Here is a 19,706-nt window from a genome sequence, read left to right as displayed (position 1 = left end):
AAGGGTGATGAAAAAGGATCAGGTTCGTTTTTCCCAGCGTTTGCTAAGTGGCATGTTGAGTTTCCTGTTGGCTACCCAACCACTGCTCCCAGCGATGGCCGCCGCCATCACGCCTGAAGGCAATACGCAGATGGATAAAGCCGCCAATGGTGTTCCGGTGGTGAATATTGCCACGCCGAACCAGTCCGGGATTTCACACAATAAATATAACGACTACAACGTGGGAAAAGAGGGGCTGATCCTCAACAACGCGACCGGGCAATTTACCCAGACCCAGCTCGGCGGCATCATCCAGAATAACCCGAACCTGCAACCGGGAAAGGAAGCTTCAGGGATCATCAACGAAGTTACCGGCGCTAACCGTTCGCAGCTTCAGGGCTATACCGAAGTCGCGGGGAAAGCTGCCAACGTCATGGTTGCCAACCCCTATGGCATTACCTGTAATGGTTGTGGATTTATCAACACGCCTAACGCCACGCTGACCACCGGTAAACCCGTGTTGGATGCCAACGGCAACCTACAGTCGCTGGATGTAAGCAAGGGCAGCATTACCATAGAAGGTAAGGGGCTGGATGGTAGTCAGAGCGATGCGGTGTCGATTATTGCCCGTGCCACGGAAATTAATGCTGCGCTGCACGCCAAGGATCTGACGGTTATCGCCGGCGCGAATCGCGTGGCGGCGAATGGCCAGGTGAGCCCGCTGAATGGCGAAGGGGAAGCACCGAAAATTGCGGTAGACACCGGTGCGTTAGGCGGCATGTATGCTAATCGAATTCATCTGGTCTCCAGCGAGAAAGGGCTGGGGGTCAACCTCGGGAATCTGAATGCCCGTCAGGGTGATATCACCCTCAATGCTAACGGGAAATTAACGATCGGCAACAGTCTGGCAAATGGTGGTCTATCCGCCAGTGGCGAAGGCGTCACGTTGACCGGCAGTCATAAGACCGGAAGCGGGATGGTCATCAACAGCACCGGGGCGTTAGCGTTACAGAATGCAAATCTCTCCAGCGGCGCAGGCGTGCAGTTGGGCAGCGATGGCAAGGTGACGATCGAGGGGGGCGGGGTTGCCGCAGCTGGCGAGTTGCAGGTGGCTGCTAAACAGGATGTAGCCATTGCGGCAACCACTTTGGTTAGCCAGAAAAACACCTCACTGCGCAGTGACGGTTCGCTGAAAATCACCGACGGCAGCCTGACCAGTAAAGAAAAAATGCATGTTACGGGTACTAATGGGCTGGCGCTGACCCGTTCCACACTGGGGAGTGATACTGATGTCAGCCTTAACAGTCAAGGCGAACTGTCGGCGCAGGGGGGATTGCTCTCAGCAGGTAACGGATTAACGCTGAAGGCACAGCGCATAGCTCTGAATAACGCCAGTCGTGCCGATGCGAAGGGCGCATTAAGCCTGACCGGTAGCGACATGAACAACCAGGGACAGGTCAATGCGGGAGGCGCGTTGTCCCTTTCTGGTGGGCACCTCGTTAATGGTGGTCAACTGGCTGCAAATGGCAGTCTTGATGTTTCTGTCAGCAGCCTTAACAACGCAGGTCTGATGCAGGGTAACAGCGTATCGGTCAACAGCGGGGCGCTGGATAATATGGGTACGCTGGCGAGCGGCGGCCAGCTTTCAGTACAAACGGTAGCGCTGAACCAGCAGGGGATCCTGAGCGCGAAAAACGATGCGGATATCCGGGCTGATGCCACGCTGAGTAATGGTGGAAAGTTGCTCTCTGATGGCACATTAACGGTGCAGGCCGCGACAGTTGAACAACATGGCGTCCTCTCTGGCAACCAGGGAGTAACGGTCAATGCTGAAAACCTCACCGCCGCGAAAGATTCGCTGATCGCCGGGCAACAGGACATACAGTTAAACGTTACGCAAAACCTTAACCTGAACGGTCAGGTTAATGCCGCTGGTGCGCTTAATGTCGGCGCAAAGCAGTTGACTACTGGCAAAGACGGTCATTTGCAGAGCGGTCTGGACCTTGCGATTACGGGCAACAACGTGACGCTGAACGGCGTACAGGCGGCAAAAGGTTCGTTGGATGTGACGGCTGACAGGCTCAGTCATGGCGGGAAATCCACTGGGGAACGCGTCGGTTTCAGCGCGCAGCAGTCAGTTGATAACCATGGAGATCTGCTGGCCGATACTCTGGCGCTCAGTGGGACAACGCTGACCCATAGCGGTAGCGCCAGCGCCGAACGTATCTCGATTATTGCATCTGATGGACTCGCCAGCAGCGGCTCTCTGATCGCCGACACGTTAACTCTCCAGAGTCAGCATGTCGTGAACAGCGGTCTGATGCAGGGCAACACCGCGCTGAACCTGTATACCGACAGACTGGAAAACCTCAGCGGCGGCTCACTCTACAGCAAAGCATCTCTAGCGCTGGATATACCGTATCTGGCTAACCATGGGTTGATTACAACCGACGGTTCATTGCACCTCAACGGTCGCCAGTTGGTTAACGGCGGAGAAATTAACGGCGTTAATCTGCAAAGTGAATATGCGACGATAAAAAACGAAGCCGCGGGACGCCTGCTGGCTGACACGTCATTATCTGTTCACGGACAGCAGACAGATAACCTCGGACTCATGGCCGCCGATACGCTCGCGCTGAACAGTCAGGACGTGAATAACGACGGTAATGTGTTGTCGGTGGGTGAATTAAGTATTAAGAATCAGACTCTCCACAACACTGGCTTGCTGCAGGGCGGTACGCTGAATCTGGAAGCAAATACGTGGCAAAATAGCGGTAATGCGTTGGGTGAAACGGGGGTAACGGCAACAGTACACGACGCGTTCACTAACCAGGGAAAAGTACTCAGTCAACAAGGTATGACCGTGCATGCCGCCAGCGTGAATAACAGCGGAATGCTGGCAGCGAAGGTGCTGGCATTACACGGCGATCTCAGCAACAGTGGGATCCTGCAGGGGAATCAGGCGCTCGCCTGGGATGGGAATCGCTTTACAAACCTTGCTGGTGGGCAGGTGACCAGCGGTGAAGATCTACAGCTCAGCGGAAAGCGTTTTGAAAATGATGGTCAACTAGAGGGCCGTACCGCGGCGATTAGACTGGATAACCTGCGCAATAGCGGCAGCGTTCAGGCACTGGACAGTCTGAAGATTAAGGCTAACGGGCGACTGGATAATCAGGGATCGCTGCGCAGTCTCAACCTGTTTGAGTTGGCTGCGGCACAGTTGTTTAACGACGAAATGATTGCTGCAAAATCCCTGAGCATTTCCGCACCGGAGCTGGTGAATAACGGCATTGTGCAGGGTAATTCGGCGCTACAACTCACCACCCGCAATCTGTTCAATGGTCAGCAGGGACAACTGGTTAGCGGCGCGGGGTTGGATTTAGGCCTCGACATGCTGGAAAACCACGGTCTGCTGCTGACAAATACCGACTTCACACTGCGCGGCAGCAAATTAATTAACGCAGGTGATATTCAGGCCGATTCCCTGAACCTGACGCTGGCGAACTCGGTTGAAAACCAGGGGAGTATGGTGGCGAAACAGGGGGCGTCGATGAATACTGCATCCCTGGATAACCGCGGTACGCTGGCGGCGAAAAGTGTCACTCTGGATGGAAAATCAATCCGTAACAGCGGTCTGGTACAGAGCAACGACAATACCTCGGTTTCTGCGAATACCTTCATCACGGATACCGTAGGTAAATGGCTGGCCGGTAATGCGCTGCTGGTGCATTCCGGTGCGATGGAAAACGCCGGCGTACTGCAAGGCGATACCCTGACATTCACTGCCGACTCGCTGAATAACAGCGGCGTGTTTAACGGTTTGCATGGCCTGGAAGGCAAGCTGTCCGGGCGACTTACCAACCCCGGACACATTCAAAGTGGCGGCGCACTGACGCTTACGGCTGATGATATCAACAGCGCCGGGCGTATTACCGGTGACAGGCTGACACTTGCAGCCTCGACGTTAAACAATACAGGCCTGTGGCAGGGGACGAATGGGCTTACGCTGGCTGGCGATGTGCTCACGACGGGCATTACGTCCCGTACGCTGAGCGGCGGCGCGTTGAGCGTCAATGCCGGCACTATCACGACGCAGGGAACGCTGCAGGGGCAGCAACTTACGCTGACCGCAGATGACTGGCTGCACAAAGGATCGCTGATAAGCCTGGGTAATCTGACGGCTGATGTAAACAACGGCCTTACTACATCAGGCGAAGTGATGAGTCATGGCGGAATGTCACTGACCGCGCAGCAGCTTGATAACAGCGGCAAGCTGCTCAGCGAAAGCGACGTAACGCTAGACGGCGTGCAGCTTAATAACAGTGGCACGGTACAGGGAAATACCCTGACCCTGCAGCAAAACCGGATCCACAATCAGGGTACGCTGACCGGTCTGCAAAGCCTGACGCTAGAGGCTCGTCAGCGTCTGATGGCGCGCATGGCGATGGCTTCACCGCAACAGGAATTGATTAACGCAGCAGGTGGTTCACTGCTGACGCAGGGGACGCTGAAACTCTCTTCTGGCGAGGTGACGAATAACGGCGTGTGGCAAGGGCAGTCTGTTCTGCTCAATGCGCAAACGCTGACAAACAACGGGGCAATACAAAGCGCCGACGCTCTGCAGCTTACGCTCGCAAATAACCTGACGTCTGCGGCGGGCAGCAAAATTACTGCCCTTGGTAACGCGACGCTACAGGCGCTTTCTCTGACTAACGCCGGGCAATGGACGGCGAAAAATCTTACGCTGAAGGGGACAACCCTTGATAACAGTGCGGCGATTAGCGGCGTAAATGCGTTTACGCTTGCCATGAACGGCGCGGTCAGGCAGCAGAAAGCGGGCAGTATGCTGAGCGGGGGCGCGTTGGATCTGACTGCGGCGTCAGTCACCAATGAGGGCAAAATTCAGGGGGCGACGCTGGGCATGACGACCGGCGCATTGACCAACAGCGGACGACTGCAAGGGGATAATGGCGCAACGCTGTCGCTGAGCGGTGATTTGATAAACCAGGCTTCCGGGGAGATTGTCAGCCGCCAGGGGCTGACGCTTTCTACGCCAGTGCTGTCCAACTACGGTTTAATGCAGGGCGGTGGAGAGACCCATCTTAACGCCACAACTCGCGCACTCAATGACGGCAAACTGCTTTCTGGCGCGGGAATGAAGCTGACCACGCCGCAGTATTCCGGCGCAGGCTGGTTACAGGCGGCAAACCTCATTCTGAATGCAGCAACGGCCACCAATAGCGGGAACTGGCTGGCTGACAGCGCCACGCTTGCAGGGACCAGTTTTACCAACCTGGGAACCGTGCAGGCCGGTCAACTGGCGGTGAAATACACGCAACTGACAAATAACGGTACGCTGTTGGGCACCTCGCAACTGAGTGTTAATGCCAGCCAGATTAATCAGAATGCGGCAGGGAAACTGTTCAGCGGCGGCGATCTGTCCGTTGAAAGTCACGGGCTGGGTACGTTGGGGCAAGTGGTTGCGCTGGGTAATCTGACGCTGAAACTGGTGAATGACTTTACTGTGCAAAGCGCTTTTGCCGCGGGTAAAACGCTGACCATTACCAGCGATGGCGCTATCGACAACCGTAGCGTGCTTCAGGGGCAATCGCTCAACCTGACGGCGGGCGGACAGCTCAGCAATAATGGACAAATCACCACTGGCAACGGCGCCAGCTATCTCAGCGGCGACAGCGTAGCGCTCAATACCGCCGGAACGTTACAGGGCGGCGGCGATATTACGCTGACCAGTCGCGGTAATATTTCAGTCTCTGGTTTCACCGGAACGCGTGGCTCTCTGACGCTCAATGCACCGGGTGCCATCGTCAATACGGCGCTGTTGTACGCGGCAAATAATCTGGCGCTATATGCTAACACCATTACCAACCAGCGCGGCGATATCCTCGCGGGAAACAATCTGTGGATGCAGCGAGATGCGGCGGGAAATGCCAACAGCGAAGTGGTCAACACCTCCGGTAATATCGAAACCCAGAACGGTGATATCACCATCAAAACCGGGCATCTGCTGAATCAGCGGGATGGGCTGGTGTTAAGTAACGGCAAAATTGAAGATCTAACACAACAGTATGCCTGGCTGAATGAGAGTTTTGCAGATATTCCTCTTTCTGAGCTAAAACTGGGAACTGACTATGGTTACATTGTTAACCGATCCTGCAGCGGTGGAGGGAGTCCGGGGCACGGCGCGAGTCCTGATTGTTACGACATAGCTGTTCCTAAGGCGATGAAAAACAGTCCGACGAAGGAGATTGCAGTCTCACGCGCAACCCTTTCTGTCTCTGCCAGCGGTGGGGCCGGGCGCATCAGTTCATCTCGTGGAATGGTCCTTCAGGCGGGACATCTGGAAAATAATGCCAGTACGTTGCTGGCTGGCGGGGACATGCACCTTTCGGGTACAACCCTGCAAAATCAGTCTTGGACAGACGGTACAGTTACCCGATATCGGACGTATGCTGCTGACCAGCAAGGTAATAAATGGGAAACGCCTGCTGCGTCAGTAAAAGCTGATAGCTATAGAAAGACTCCAATTCATTACATCGCACAAGGGAAGGACCGAGAAGAAGCTTCGGGTGCAACGATTTATCGCTCAGTAATCCAGTCGGGCGGAAAAATTCAGGCAGTTTTTTCACAAGATATTAGCAATACCAGTACCACTCCTAATACGGGGGGAGTGATAAATACCATCGTTACCCCTACCCTCAACACCCTCAGCAACCAAACCATCAATAATGGGGTGCAAAAGCAGGCGCTGGCAAGCAATGACACGGTAAGTGTCAGCTCTCCACAGTGGAACGATCGACTGCATGACGTATTGCAGAAGATTAACGGCGGCGGCGCGCTGGAAAGCAGCGGCGTATCAGACGCTACGCTCAACCCTGTTTCTACCACGCAGAAAGGTAACGCCAGCCTCGGCCAACTCAATGGCCTGATTAACCCAGGCGAGAAGGGCGTGAATGCCGCCGGGATAAATCAGGGCAAAACGGTGGATACCAGCGCTTATCCGTTGCCTTCCGGAAAGAACGGGTATTTCGTCGTCTCTGACGATCCGAAAAGCCCGTATCTGATCAACGTTAACCCGAAACTGAATGGTCTTGGTCAGCTCGATCCCAGCCTGTTTGGTGATTTGAATGCAATGCTGGGTATCAAACCTGGCGAAGCGCCGCGTGAAACCAATATTGCGTATACCGATCAAAACCAGTTCCTGGGATCGGCCTATATGCTCGATCGTCTCAAACTGAACCCTGAATATGACTACCGTTTCCTCGGTGATGCGGCGTTCGATACCCGCTATGTTAGTAACGCCATGCTGAATAAGACGGGAAGTCGATACATCAACGGCATTGGTTCTGACCTTGACCAGATGCGTTATCTGATGGATAGCGCTGCCAGTACTCAGCAATCGCTGGGACTGAAATTTGGGGTGGCGCTGACGGCAGATCAGATAGCGTCCCTTGAGCACAGCATGCTGTGGTGGGAAGCCGCCACCGTCAACGGTGAGACGGTAATGATACCGAAGCTGTATCTCTCGCCGAAAGATATCACCGTGAACAACGGTAGCGTCATTGCCGGGAATAATGTTCAGCTTACCAGCGGGAATATCACCAACTCCGGCAGTACGCTGTTGGCGAGAAACGACCTCACTCTCGACAGCCAAAACAGTATTAACAACCTTAACAATGGTCTGATGCAGGCCGGGGGCAACCTCGACCTGAGCGCGATTGGTGATATCAATAACGTCAGCTCCGCCATCAGCGGAAAAACGGTAGCGCTGGAAAGCCTGGGCGGCAACATCAATAATCTGACGCTGGCGGAACAGATTGATGTGAGTGCCAGGGACAAATACCGCAATGTGAGCTTTAAAGATACTCTGCTGGGGTCTACGGCATCGATAACCGCGCAGGACGGATTGTCGCTCTCGGCAGGCAAAGATATCACTGTTACTGGCGCGAATCTCTCTGCAGGCGGCTCATTGCTGATGGATGCGTGGGGGGATATTGCGGTAAATGCCAACCAGATTAACGATGCCCGGAGTCGCTCCGGACGCTGGATAACTGAGACTGGTCGGTCGTCAGTAGACTGGCAGGGTAGCGCCATCAGCGCGGGCGGTAACCTCGGTATCAATGCCGGGAATAACCTCAATATCACCGCCAGCGATGTTAAAGCGGGAGGGAATGCTCAGCTAACAGCGGGTAACGATCTCAATCTGAATGCAGCTACCACTCAGCAAAGTAGCCGTAACGGGGGCAGTGAATCGCACAGCACCGGGCTTTCCCGTACTACCGTTTCAGCGGGTGACAATCTGGTGTTGAAAGCGGGTCAGGATATTAATTCCCATGCGGCTGGGCTGGCTGCGGAGAATGATGTCGGTCTGCTGGCCGGGCGAGATGTCAACCTGCTGGCTGAAGCAACGACCGACGGCGACAGCTATCGTGCGAAGAAGAAAACCGTAGTCAATGACGCCGTACGCCAGCAGGGAACGGAAATTGCCAGCGGCGGCGACGCCGTCATTATTGCCGGGCGTGATGTAAACGCACAGGCAGCAGATGTTACGGCACAGGCCGATATCGGCGTAACGGCAGGCCGGGATGTGAATCTCACGACCGCCACAGAGAGCGATTATCACTACCAGGAAACCACGAAAACCAAAAAAGGATTCCTCAGTAAAAAGACTACCCATACGATTGAAGAAGACAGCGCTACGCGGGAAAAAGGCGCGCTGCTGAGTGGGAACAATGTGACTGTCACCGCCGGGAATAACATTTTGGTACAGGGCTCAGCCGTTGCCGGTGACGGCAATGTGGCGCTGGGGGCTGGCAACAATGTGGATATTGTTGCCGCCACCAATACCGATACCTCATGGCGCTTTAAAGAGACTAAAAAGAGCGGCCTGATGGGGTCAGGCGGGATCGGCTTCACCATCGGTAGCAGCAAAACCACGCACGATCTGCGCGAAAAAGGCACCACCCAAAGCGAGAGCTTCAGTACTGTCGGCTCAACGGCGGGCAACGTCAGTATCACCGCAGGCCAGCAGGCACATATCGGCGGCGCGGATATCATCGCCCAGAAAGATATTGCTGTTCGCGGCGACAGCGTACTTATTGAACCGGGTCATGACAAACGCACACGTGATGAGAAGTTTGAGCAGAAAACCAGCGGACTGACGGTGGCGCTGTCGGGGGCTGCGGGCAGTGCGGTGAACAGCGCGGTTTCAGCAGCACAGGGAGCAAAACAAAGCAGCGATTCCCGACTGGCGGCACTGCAGGGTACGCAGGCAGTTCTCTCCGGAGTACAGGCCGGGCAAGCTGTGGCTCTGGATCAGGCGAAAGGGACCGCTAAAGACAATACCAATACGATAGGTGTCAGTGCTTCTCTGGGCTCACAGTCCTCAAAATCGACCTCCCACAGTGAGCAGGATTCAACGACGGGAAGTACTCTGAACGCAGGCAACAGCGTCAATATCACGTCCACAGGAAGCGATATTACTATTGCAGGCAGTGAAGTGAAGGCCGGTAAGGATGTTGTGCTGGATGCCACACGTGACGTGAATCTTATCGCTTCGCAGGATACGCAACTGACGACCGGTAAAAACAGCAGCAGCGGTGGCAGTATTGGCGTGGGTATCGGTGTGGGTTCTGGTGGCGCGGGGATCAGCGTCTCGGCGAACGCCAACAGCAGTAAAGGGCGTGAGAAAGGCAACGGCACCCGGCAGAATGAAACCACGGTGGATGCGGGTAATCAGGTCACGATAAACAGCGGGCGGGACACTACGCTTGCTGGTGCGCAGGTCAACGGCAATCAAGTGACGGCAGATGTAGGCCGCGATCTGACGATTACCAGTACGCAGGACAGCGACCACTACGATAGCAAACAGAACAGCGTGAGCGGAGGAGTGGGATATACCTTCGGCGCGGGGACGGCTTCTGCGAGTATCAATGCCAGCCTCGACAGGATGAAGAGCGACTATGACTCGGTGCAGGAGCAGAGCGGGATATTCGCGGGAGACGGTGGCTTTGATATCACCGTGGGCAAGCACACCCAACTGGATGGCGCGGTCATTGCTTCTACCGGTTCAGCGGATAAAAACAGTCTGGATACGGGCACGCTGGGCTTTGGCGATATCCACAATCAGGCAGATTACAAAGTGGAGCACCAGGGGGGAGGGATCAGTACGGGAGGCAGTATTGGTCAACAGTTCGCGGGTAATCTGGCGAACGCCCTGATTGCCGGAGGTGGCAGTAGCGGGCATGCGGAAGGAACAACGCAGGCGGCGGCGAGTGAGGGGACGTTAACTGTTCGCGACACGGAAAACCAGAAGCAGGATGTCGCCGGTCTGAGCCGGGATGCGGAGCATGCAAACGGCAGCATCAGTCCTATTTTTGACAAGGAAAAAGAGCAGAGACGTCTGCAAGAAGTGCAACTGATAGCCCAGATAGGTAACCAGGCGGCGGATATCGCGCGGACGCAAGGTGAGATAAATGGCCTGAACGCGGGTAAAAAAGCACTGGCAAAGGAAGGCATTCCTGAGCCGGATGTGAACGCCAGTGATGAAGAAAAAGCAAGATACCAGACGCAACTACGGAACTCAGCGGCATATAAAACCGAGCAGACGAAATACGGTACGGGCAGTGACGTGCAGCGGGGTATTCAGGCTGCAGTAGGCGCTCTGCAGGGGCTGGCTGGCGGTAATATTGGCGCGGCGCTGGCGGGGGCATCGGCACCGGAGCTTGCCAATATCATAGGCCATAAGGCGGGCCTCAGCGAGGATGATATCGCGGCTAAAGCTATCGCGCATGCGATACTGGGTGGTGCTGCGGCGGCTATGCAGGGGAACAATGTAGCAGCCGGAGCGGCTGGCGCAGCGGCAGGAGAGCTTGCTGCAAATGCGATACTGAAAACGATGTATCCGGGCAAGCACGTCAGTGAGCTGGATGAAAGTGACAGGCAGTTAGTCAGCAATCTTGCGACTATTGCATCCGGGCTGGCAGGTAATCTGGCCGGGGGGGATTCGAAAAGCACGACAACAGGGGCGCAGTCTGGTAAAAATTCAGTTGAGAATAATTTACTCGGTGGTAGTGAAGATGCTCAGGCTGCATGGATACGTCAGCATGGGCTCGATATGGCGAGCTGTTCTGATAATCCTGATGGAGCCGCATGCCATAAGGCTAAAAATGAACGGGATGCGGTAGGACTTGCTCTGGCAACAGGTACAGTGGCTCTGCTTCCTGGTGGTGCTCAGGCTATGTGGGGACTGGGAGCAAGTGCGAATGCCGGTATCAGTTATCTGGCTGATGGTACTATAGACCCTGCAAACGCAGCCATTGCTGGTTGGGTGAATGTATTCAGTATGGGGAATGGCCTGGCAGGTACAGTCGGCTGGAATGCCGCAGGTGGTGCGCTGGGTAACTGGATTGACAACAAAGACCCGCTGTCGGGGGCGCTAATCAATGGGGCCGGTTCGGGTATTGGCTATGGCATCGGTAAAGGGGTCTCATGGGGCGTTAATTCTGGTGTTAACTGGTGGAAAGGTGGTTGGGATCCTAAGTTTAATCCTGCTCTGAGGCAGTTTACTGAAGTGAAAGGAGAGCTTGGGCTTTCAAAAGAAATGACACCTAGCTACTTTCCAGGTATAGCTGGCGATATCGGTGGTAGCGTGGGATCTGAACTTAGCGGGAAGTATATAGAGCAGAAATCCTCTCAGGAGGATCGCAAAAAATGAGAAAGCAAAATAAGTTTCTGCACCTGCCTCTTTTTATCGCATTAAGTATTGTGTCCATTTTTTTGACATCAATTACTTTATACGTAGCAGGGGAGTTGTTGTTCTTCTTTTTCAAAGGGATACCAATTAATTTCACTATGGAAAATATATTGCTACTCTGTAAGATTAGTCTCAGTGTCGGAAGCTTTGTCGGTGGTGGGATGTGGATAGCTCGGTTATTGAAATTAAAAGGATTCTAAGTTGTTGTTGAGAATAACTTCCTCAGCGTATCGGATAAGACAGAGCTTGAAATAGCTAAACAGAAGCTCAACAGCAAAGATCAGGCTGTACGTGAAAAAGCGCAGCAAACCATTAATGATCTGCGCGAAAAAGACATCACCAGCGATCAGAAGGTCATCAGTGCCTGCGGCAATGGCAATGCAGCCAGTTCAGCCTGCGCCACTGCCAGGCTGGATGTGATTAAAGCAAGAGGAGAGTACGAAAATACCGGGAACTATAATTCAAAGGCCAGCCAGCAGTACGCAGATGCTTATGGCCAGATAGTTAACCTGCTCGATATCACCGGTGTTGATGCGCAAAATCAGCAGCAGGTGAAGGATGCGATGGTGAACTATGCCATAGTGCAGTTTGGGGTCGATAAGGCGACGGCAGAGGCATACGTTGAAACTTATGATGGAATGAAGGTTGTAGCGGCTTCGATGGCACCAGTAATAGGTGCTGCGGCGGCCAGTAAGATAGAAGTTCTGGCTGGTAAACAACGCTTGTCTAATAGTTTCGAGGTTAGCTCACTCCCAGATGCAAATGGGAAAAATCACATCACGGCTGTAAAAGGTGATGCTAAAATACCTGTCGATAAGATTGAACTATATATGCGTGGTAAAGCTTCTGGTGACCTTGAGTCTTTGCAAATAGAATATAATTCTTTAAAAGATGCAAAAATTAGCAGCCAAAAAGAATTTGCAAAAGATCCAAATAATGCTAAAAGGATGGAAGTGTTAGAAAAACAAATCCATAATATTGAGCGTTCTCAAGATATGGCTCGTGTATTAGAGCAAGCAGGTATAGTGAATACTGCCAGTAATAACAGCATGATAATGGATAAGTTATTGGACTCAGCTCAGGGCTACGTCTGCAAATAGAAAAACATCTGTTGTTGTATCAGGGCCTAACGGTAACGTAAGGGTTTATGCTACATGGACAATATTACCTGATGGCACGAAAAGACTTTCAACTGTTAATACGGGAGCATTCAAATGATAAATGTGAATAGTACCACAAAGGATATTGAAGGTTTAGAAAGTTACCTGGCTAATGGCTATGTAGAGGCTAACTCTTTTAACGACCCAGAGGATGATGCGTTAGAGTGTCTCAGTAATTTATTAGTTAAAGATTCGGGGTGCTGTCTGTCATTTTGTAAAAAAATACTTAATTCAAATAACATTGATGGTGTTTTCATTAAAGGTTCGGCGCTGAATTTCTTATTATTGTCAGAACAGTGGTCTTACGCATTTGAGTATTTGACAGGCAATGCGGATAATATAACTCTTGCAGAGCTTGAAAAGGCGCTTTTCTATTTTTACTGTGCAAAAAATGAGGTAGATCCTTATCCTGTACCAGAGGGTTTATTCAAAAAACTAATGAAAAGATATGAAGAACTGAAAAATGACCCTGATGCAAAATTTTATCATCTTCATGAAACGTACAATGATTTTTCAAAAGCTTACCCTCTGAATAATTAGAAGCTATCGCCCGTGTAATATTGTCTATGACTGCATGGAAGGATGATGGTCATAGTGTGTTGGGAGCTATTCTTTAACAGATTTGGGGGAAATGGTGTAACTGGCTGAAAGGGCGCGTTAGGGCAAAAAGTTAGTGGGCTGGAAGTATAGCAGAGAAAATTAGTTTTAAGTAACTGAAAATAAAGGGGAAGCTGTTATTGTTACGGGGGGCGCACCGGAAAGAGTTGTTGTTGAGAATAATCTGCTCGGCGGTACTGAAAGCGGCCAGGAGAAGTTTGTTCAGGAGCATGGCAAGAATATCGCATCTTGCAGCACTGACCCAAGATCAGCGTCCTGCCAGAAAGGGCTGGCGATGAATGATGCCCTGATGGTGGCCCTTCCGGCGGGTCTTGGTGGTGGTTTACTGGCTGCGGCCACACCTGAAATCGCAGCGGCTGCTAAAGTAGCGATACAAGCGTGTGCAGGTAATGTAGTGCTGTGCCTGAATAATGCTGGTATCCAGATGTCAGAAGCGATAGTGCCAGGCGGTGTTGGAGCTGGCGGTGCTGTAGGTATCGGAAAAACTGCGGCAGAGGCGACTGCGGCTAAAGCTGAGACAGTGGCGGCTAATGCAGTGAGGAGTCTTCAGTCTGGTTTGGGGCCAAAAATTAATACAGGCAAATTTGGTCAACTTGATTTAGATGCAATTTCACAAACCGGTGCTAAAACAGATTCGGCCGTTAAAGCGGGAAATTTCACTGTTGCTGGTAGAGCATTGCAAAAACATGGCAGTCGTGAAGGGAGCGCTTTTCCTGTTGCCAAGGGCACACCGGCTCAGATGAATGAACAAGGGTAAAAAATATTGGATGGCATTGTTAAAACTCCAGGCGCGACGGTCAAAGAAGGTAACCGCTTTGGTGGTTTTGATGTTATAGCGCCTGACGGACGGGGAGCTCGCTTTGACCCTCAGGGTAATTTCCGTGGATTTTTGGAGCCTTAAGAATGACTCAGAAACATCAATTAAAAATTATTGTGGCTAGTGATGTTGATTATGAAAAATTAATAGCTGAAATCTACTGTGATGAAGAGTTTATCGCGCTTTTACAGCAAGAAGACGGTGAGAATAACATCAAAGTTGAGTTTTCACCGAATATTAGGGTGGTAGATTTTGATTGGCTTCAACATGCATTGTTGGAAGCCAGAAGAGCCTTACTGAATAAGTAATTGCACAGCCCTGGTCGCTTCGGGAGCGTGTTTCTACAACCTAAAACCTCGCTCTTCACTCCGCTACTGTGCGGCGTTGGGAGGATTACGTAATGGGCTGAAAAAAGCGCGTCGGGGCAAAAAGTAACGGCCAGCGAAACGCCTCATCAAAAAACGGATGTAACTGACGGAAAGGACAGGGAAAAAGCGTGTTCACCGTCAGACTGTACACCGGAGCGAGTTGTTGTTGAGAATAATTTCCTGAGCAGTACCTCCTCGGAAAAACGTGATGCTTTGGCAGAGAAAGTCTTAAAAGGCGATAAATCCCTGCAAACCGCGAAAGAGTTTTTACAACTTGAGAATGCCGATAAACGTAGCGATGCACTGGTTGCTAAGTTCAATAAAGAACCAGCGGAGTTGAGCACGGCAGAGCGAACCGAGTTGGTAAGTTATTTGAAAATATATGCATCTGACATGCAGGCTAAATATGGTGAGGCAGTAACTAAAGAGCTGATCGCAGGAATGCTGACTGGGCAGGATTATATGAAGTCAGCGCCACAGACAGAGGCGCAGCAGAAAGCACAAACCATCATGAATACATGGGGTTATCATAAATCCAATGCCAGTATTGGAGACCCGGTATTGTTATTTGGCAGCAGTGTCCTTGGCACCACAATAAAAGAAGGTATGGCGCTTAATGCGGCAATCGGTGTGGGCGTGAATACGGGCGTACAACTTAGCGGGAATGATCCTTTCAGCTATGTTGATGCAATTCTCGCCGGTGTGACAGCTGCCGCGACTACAGGTAAAAGTTGGCAGGCATCAGCAGCGATCAATATGGGAGGTGCTGCGATTGGCAGTGCGATTAAAGGGGAAGATCCGACTAACTCTGTGATAAGTACTGGCTTTGGTAGTGCGGCTGGTAGTTTAGGGGGAAAAGTTGTTGATTCATTGTCTCCGGTAACTGATCAAGTGACAAAGGATGTTATTGGTGCAGTTACAGGTTCTACTGCTTCTGAACTTACAGGAAAAGCTGTAAAAGATGAATTAGACAAGCGGGAGAAGAAGCAATGAATCTCTTCAGCAAGGTTGGTACCCTTTGGCTTCTTTTCTTGGTTGTGTACTGTACTGCGGCTTTGTTAATGGAATGGTCGCCTCCCATCTCTTGTGCCACAGTGGGACGATAAATCGTCACTCATTGAACGGAGCGCTGCTATCATGAACGTTAAAACTATTGGAATCGATTTGGCAAAAAACGTTTTCCAGATCCATGGGGTTGACGAGCACGGAAAACGGTTGTTCAACAAACAACTCAGACGGGCACAAATGGCCTCCTTTTTTGCCAACATCCCACCCTGTTTGATCGGCATGGAGGCCTGTGCATCTGCTCATTTCTGGGCCAATAAACTGATATCGATGGGCCATAATGTCAAACTGATGGCCCCTCAGTTCGTCAAACCCTATGTTAAAACCAATAAGCATGATGCTGCAGACGCTGAAGCTATTTGTGAAGCCGTCACTCGACCTAACATGCGGTTCGTGCCGGTCAAAACCGCTGAGCAGCAAGCCGTATTGGCACTTCACCGGAGTCGTCAGAGCTTCATCAAACAGCGAACCGCACAAGCCAATCAAATCAGGGGGTTATTGGCCGAATTTGGCATTGTCGTCCCCCGAGGTATCCAGCAGCTACAGCGACGATTACCTGAGCTCGTGGAAGATGCGGATAACCCGTTACCCGTCCTGTTTCGTACACAGCTGAGTCTACTACAGCACCACATGGCGTACCTGTTCGATGTCATCGCTACACTCGACAAGCAGATTGAGCAGTGCTATCGGCAAAATGCTCTCTGCCAGCGTATCGGCAAGATCCCTGGTATTGGCCCTGTTACCGCCAGCGCGCTGATTGCGACCATTGGTAAAGCCAACAATTTCGAGAATGGCCGACAACTGGCTGCCTGGCTCGGATTGGTTCCACGTCAGCACTCCAGTGGGGGTAAACAAGTCCTGCTCGGGATAAGCAAGCGAGGTGATACCTATTTGAGGACCTTGCTTATCCATGGTGCCAGGGCGGTATTGCAGTCGGCCAAACATAAACAGGATGCCGTATCGAGCTGGGCTAACCAGCTAATGGCGCGCCGGAATAACAACATTGCCTCGGTAGCATTGGCTAACAAGAATGCGCGGACTGTGTGGGCGCTCCTGGCCAAAGAGCGGGAGTATTGTGCACCAATAATAAGCGCTTAAGTTGCTTAATCAGTAAGACAGAAACAACACCACCGATTGCCCAGGCAAGCATGAAGTGATGGCAAGACAGGTCAGACCGCGATGGGGAAAACCCGGTTTATTCAAGGCTCCTGAAAGAGCGCTTTGTTGATAGAGGCCTCCATCAGCGTATTCCATCAGGGACAGAGGTATTTTACATCACCTCGGCAAAGTCCGGATCTATGGCTGCAATCGATGACCAGTAAAGCCACCACAACATATTTAGCTTGGCAAACAGGAGGCGACCATCTATGAATAAATCGAACTTTTGCTGAGTTGAAGGATCAGATCACGCATCTTCCCGACAACGCAGACCGTTCCGTGGCAAAGCAAAAGTTCAAAATCACCAACTGGCCCACCTACAATAAAGCCCTCATCAACCGTGGCTCCATAACTTTCTGGCTGGATGATGAAGCTATTCAGGCCTGGTATGAGTCGACAACGCCTTCATCACGGGGAAGACCTCAGCGCTATTCTGATCTCGCCATCACCACCGTTCTGGTCATTAAACGCGTGTTCAGGTTGACCCTGCGGGCTGCACAGGGTTTTATTGATTCCATTTTTACACTGATGAATGTTCCGTTGCGCTGCCCGAATTACACCAGTGTCAGCAAGCGCGCAAAGTCGGTTAATGTCAGTTTCAAAACGTTCACCCGGGGTGAAATCGCGCATCTGGTGATTGATTCCACCGGGCTGAAGGTCTTTGGTGAAGGCGAATGGAAAGTCAAAAAACACGGCAAAGAACGCCGTCGTATATGGCGAAAGTTGCATCTGGCAGTTGACAGCAACACACATGAAATCATCTGTGCAGACCTGTCGCTGAACAATGTGACGGACTCAGAAGCCTTCCCGGGTCTTATCCGGCAGACTCACAGAAAAATCAGGGCAGCATCGGCAGACGGCGCTTACGACACCCGGCTCTGTCACGATGAACTGCGGCGTAAGAAAATCAGCGCGCTTATCCCTCCCCGAAAAGGTGCGGGTTACTGGCCCGGTGAATATGCAGACCGTAACCGTGCAGTGGCTAATCAGCGAATGACCGGGAGTAATGCGCGGTGGAAATGGACAACAGATTACAACCGTCGCTCGATAGCGGAAACGGCGATGTACCGGGTAAAACAGCTGTTCGGGGGTTCACTGACGCTGCGTGACTACGATGGTCAGGTTGCGGAGGCTATGGCCCTGGTACGAGCGCTGAACAAAATGACGAAAGCAGGTATGCCTGAAAGCGTGCGTATTGCCTGAAAACACAACCCGCTACGGGGGAGACTTACCCGAAATCTGATTTATTCAACAAAGCCCTGTACTGCCTTAATCTCTGTTGTTCTTTTCATATGCCAACTAGGAGTGTCAACAATTTTCTACTTCAAGGATGGGGCATTCCTTTTTTCATGGGAAGAGGCATTATATATCGCATTGAAAAAAGGGAGCATCGCAGGAGTAGTATTAGGTGCTGGAGTATGGTTGAAAAATAAATTGCATGAGCGTCATAGGAAATAATAGTTGTTGAGAATAACTCGCTCAGTGGTGACCGGGCCCGTGAAGCGGCGAAACAGGCCGCTGAATCGCTGAAAAATCAAGTCAGGGAAAAGCTGGGTGACGGTACAACCTCTTCCATCGCGAACGGTATTATCAATGCCCTCGCTGATACCGGTGATGCAGCACTAGGCTCAGCGGATTATGTTGCTGATGCGGCCATGGCGCTGGCAGCCTGTGCTGCGGGTGATAGTTACTGCAGCAAGGCCATGAGTGACCTGGCCGGGAAGAATCAGGTGGTGGCGGATACGGTTACTGCGCTGATGAAGAGTGAAACCTGGTCGGCGATAGCGGACACAGTTAAAGACGCTTCATCAGGGAACCAGGTTGCGCTTGAAGCGCCAGGTGGTTTGCTGGCTTGCATTATATTGCCAGGTTAGATAGTACCTGGCTCAGTAACTCGAATTGAAACAATATTAAAGTCTGAGAAAAACTGGGAAAGTGCTCGAAATAAGGCGCTAAATATTGTAGGTAATTTAGGTGCTGACTCTACACCTGTAATTGGGGGGTTAGAAGCAAGCGTAGGGAATGGAAAAATAATTGGACGCCAATCGAAGGGATGGACTCGCGGTCTGGCCGCCATCCTGGAGGGGGAGTGGCGGCGAGGATAAATGCTCGATGGCGCTTCGCTTAGCAGGCTAGCAGGGGAATCATTATTTTTTGCTGTTTAATCACCGGAATATCCCCTAAATCATTTAATGCTCCGGGAAAAGACTTTAACTACTTTCCTTCTTTACTACACTATTTAACCTGTGGCTGTTATACCGAGCTGAATAAAAAACGTCATTTAAATAAGAGTAGATTTATTAAATACGAAGCGGCTCCAGAAAATAGTGTTGATATATGCAACGTATTGCAGCCAATAAAACAGATCGCGAACCATGAAATAAGAATGCTATCATTCACACCAGACGCGGCAGGCAACTGCTGGCACACGCATTTACCCCGGAGCACCCGATGAACAACGACATTCCGCTAAAATTTTATGATATCGCCGACGAATACGCGACTGAAGCTGCAAAGCCGGTGAGCGATACAGAACGCGACGCACTGGCATACTACTTCCAGCAGTTGATCACTCGTTTGATGAACAATGAAGAGATCAGCGAAGAAGCGCAGCAGGAGATGGCAACCGAGGCCGGAGTCGACGCACAGCGTATCGATGATATCGCGGAGTTCCTCAATCGTTGGGGTAACGAGTAGCCAAAGACATGGCCTGTGTTTTACACTGCGCGCAAATTGAGTAGGTATACTCTACAAGTAATAGGTTTAAT

9 protein-coding genes and 2 pseudogenes are annotated in these 19,706 nt (G+C 51.6%); all 11 read left to right on the top strand.

Annotation, left to right across the window (positions count from 1 at the left end; genetic code table 11):
* The first annotated feature begins 7 nt into the window (after window positions 1-7).
* A complete protein-coding gene (locus HV345_RS18130; protein WP_181635894.1) occupies window positions 8-11,713 on the top strand; it encodes a hemagglutinin repeat-containing protein in 11,706 nt (3,901 codons plus the stop codon).
* A gap of 290 nt (window positions 11,714-12,003) precedes the next feature.
* A pseudogene (locus tag HV345_RS26725) lies at window positions 12,004-12,138 on the top strand (DUF6862 domain-containing protein); the annotation flags it as partial.
* A 30-nt stretch (window positions 12,139-12,168) separates the two neighbouring features.
* Window positions 12,169-12,852 (top strand): hypothetical protein, encoded by a 684-nt coding sequence (locus tag HV345_RS26490; protein ID WP_019076113.1) that lies wholly within the window; start codon window positions 12,169-12,171, stop codon window positions 12,850-12,852.
* A gap of 114 nt (window positions 12,853-12,966) precedes the next feature.
* A complete protein-coding gene (locus HV345_RS18120) occupies window positions 12,967-13,452 on the top strand; it encodes a hypothetical protein (protein WP_019076114.1) in 486 nt (161 codons plus the stop codon).
* A 352-nt stretch (window positions 13,453-13,804) separates the two neighbouring features.
* The gene (locus HV345_RS26485; RefSeq protein ID WP_019076115.1) at window positions 13,805-14,287 is read left to right on the top strand and encodes a hypothetical protein; all 483 of its coding nucleotides are present in this window, start codon (window positions 13,805-13,807) and stop codon (window positions 14,285-14,287) included.
* Between the two features lie 146 nt (window positions 14,288-14,433).
* Window positions 14,434-14,655 (top strand): hypothetical protein, encoded by a 222-nt coding sequence (locus tag HV345_RS18110; RefSeq protein WP_019076116.1) that lies wholly within the window; start codon window positions 14,434-14,436, stop codon window positions 14,653-14,655.
* A gap of 273 nt (window positions 14,656-14,928) precedes the next feature.
* Window positions 14,929-15,708, top strand: a complete 780-nt coding sequence (locus HV345_RS18105; protein WP_019076118.1) for a hypothetical protein — start codon at window positions 14,929-14,931, stop codon at window positions 15,706-15,708.
* Between the two features lie 144 nt (window positions 15,709-15,852).
* A complete protein-coding gene (locus HV345_RS18100) occupies window positions 15,853-16,878 on the top strand; it encodes an IS110 family transposase (RefSeq protein WP_001101446.1) in 1,026 nt (341 codons plus the stop codon).
* A gap of 294 nt (window positions 16,879-17,172) precedes the next feature.
* Window positions 17,173-18,141 (top strand): IS5 family transposase, encoded by a 969-nt coding sequence (locus tag HV345_RS18095; RefSeq protein ID WP_077483231.1) that lies wholly within the window; start codon window positions 17,173-17,175, stop codon window positions 18,139-18,141.
* A 263-nt stretch (window positions 18,142-18,404) separates the two neighbouring features.
* Window positions 18,405-18,995, top strand: a pseudogene (locus tag HV345_RS26720) (hypothetical protein); the annotation flags it as partial.
* Between the two features lie 394 nt (window positions 18,996-19,389).
* Window positions 19,390-19,635, top strand: a complete 246-nt coding sequence (locus HV345_RS18085) for a YmjA family protein (protein ID WP_075846769.1) — start codon at window positions 19,390-19,392, stop codon at window positions 19,633-19,635.
* The last annotated feature ends 71 nt before the right edge of the window (window positions 19,636-19,706 follow it).

Origin of the sequence: Citrobacter sp. RHBSTW-00986 (assembly GCF_013783065.1) — a bacterium.
GTDB classification, from domain to species: Bacteria; Pseudomonadota; Gammaproteobacteria; order Enterobacterales; family Enterobacteriaceae; genus Citrobacter; species Citrobacter braakii.
The sequence above is the reverse complement of the archived record's forward strand: the minus strand, read 5'-3'. Positions and strand labels throughout refer to the sequence as shown.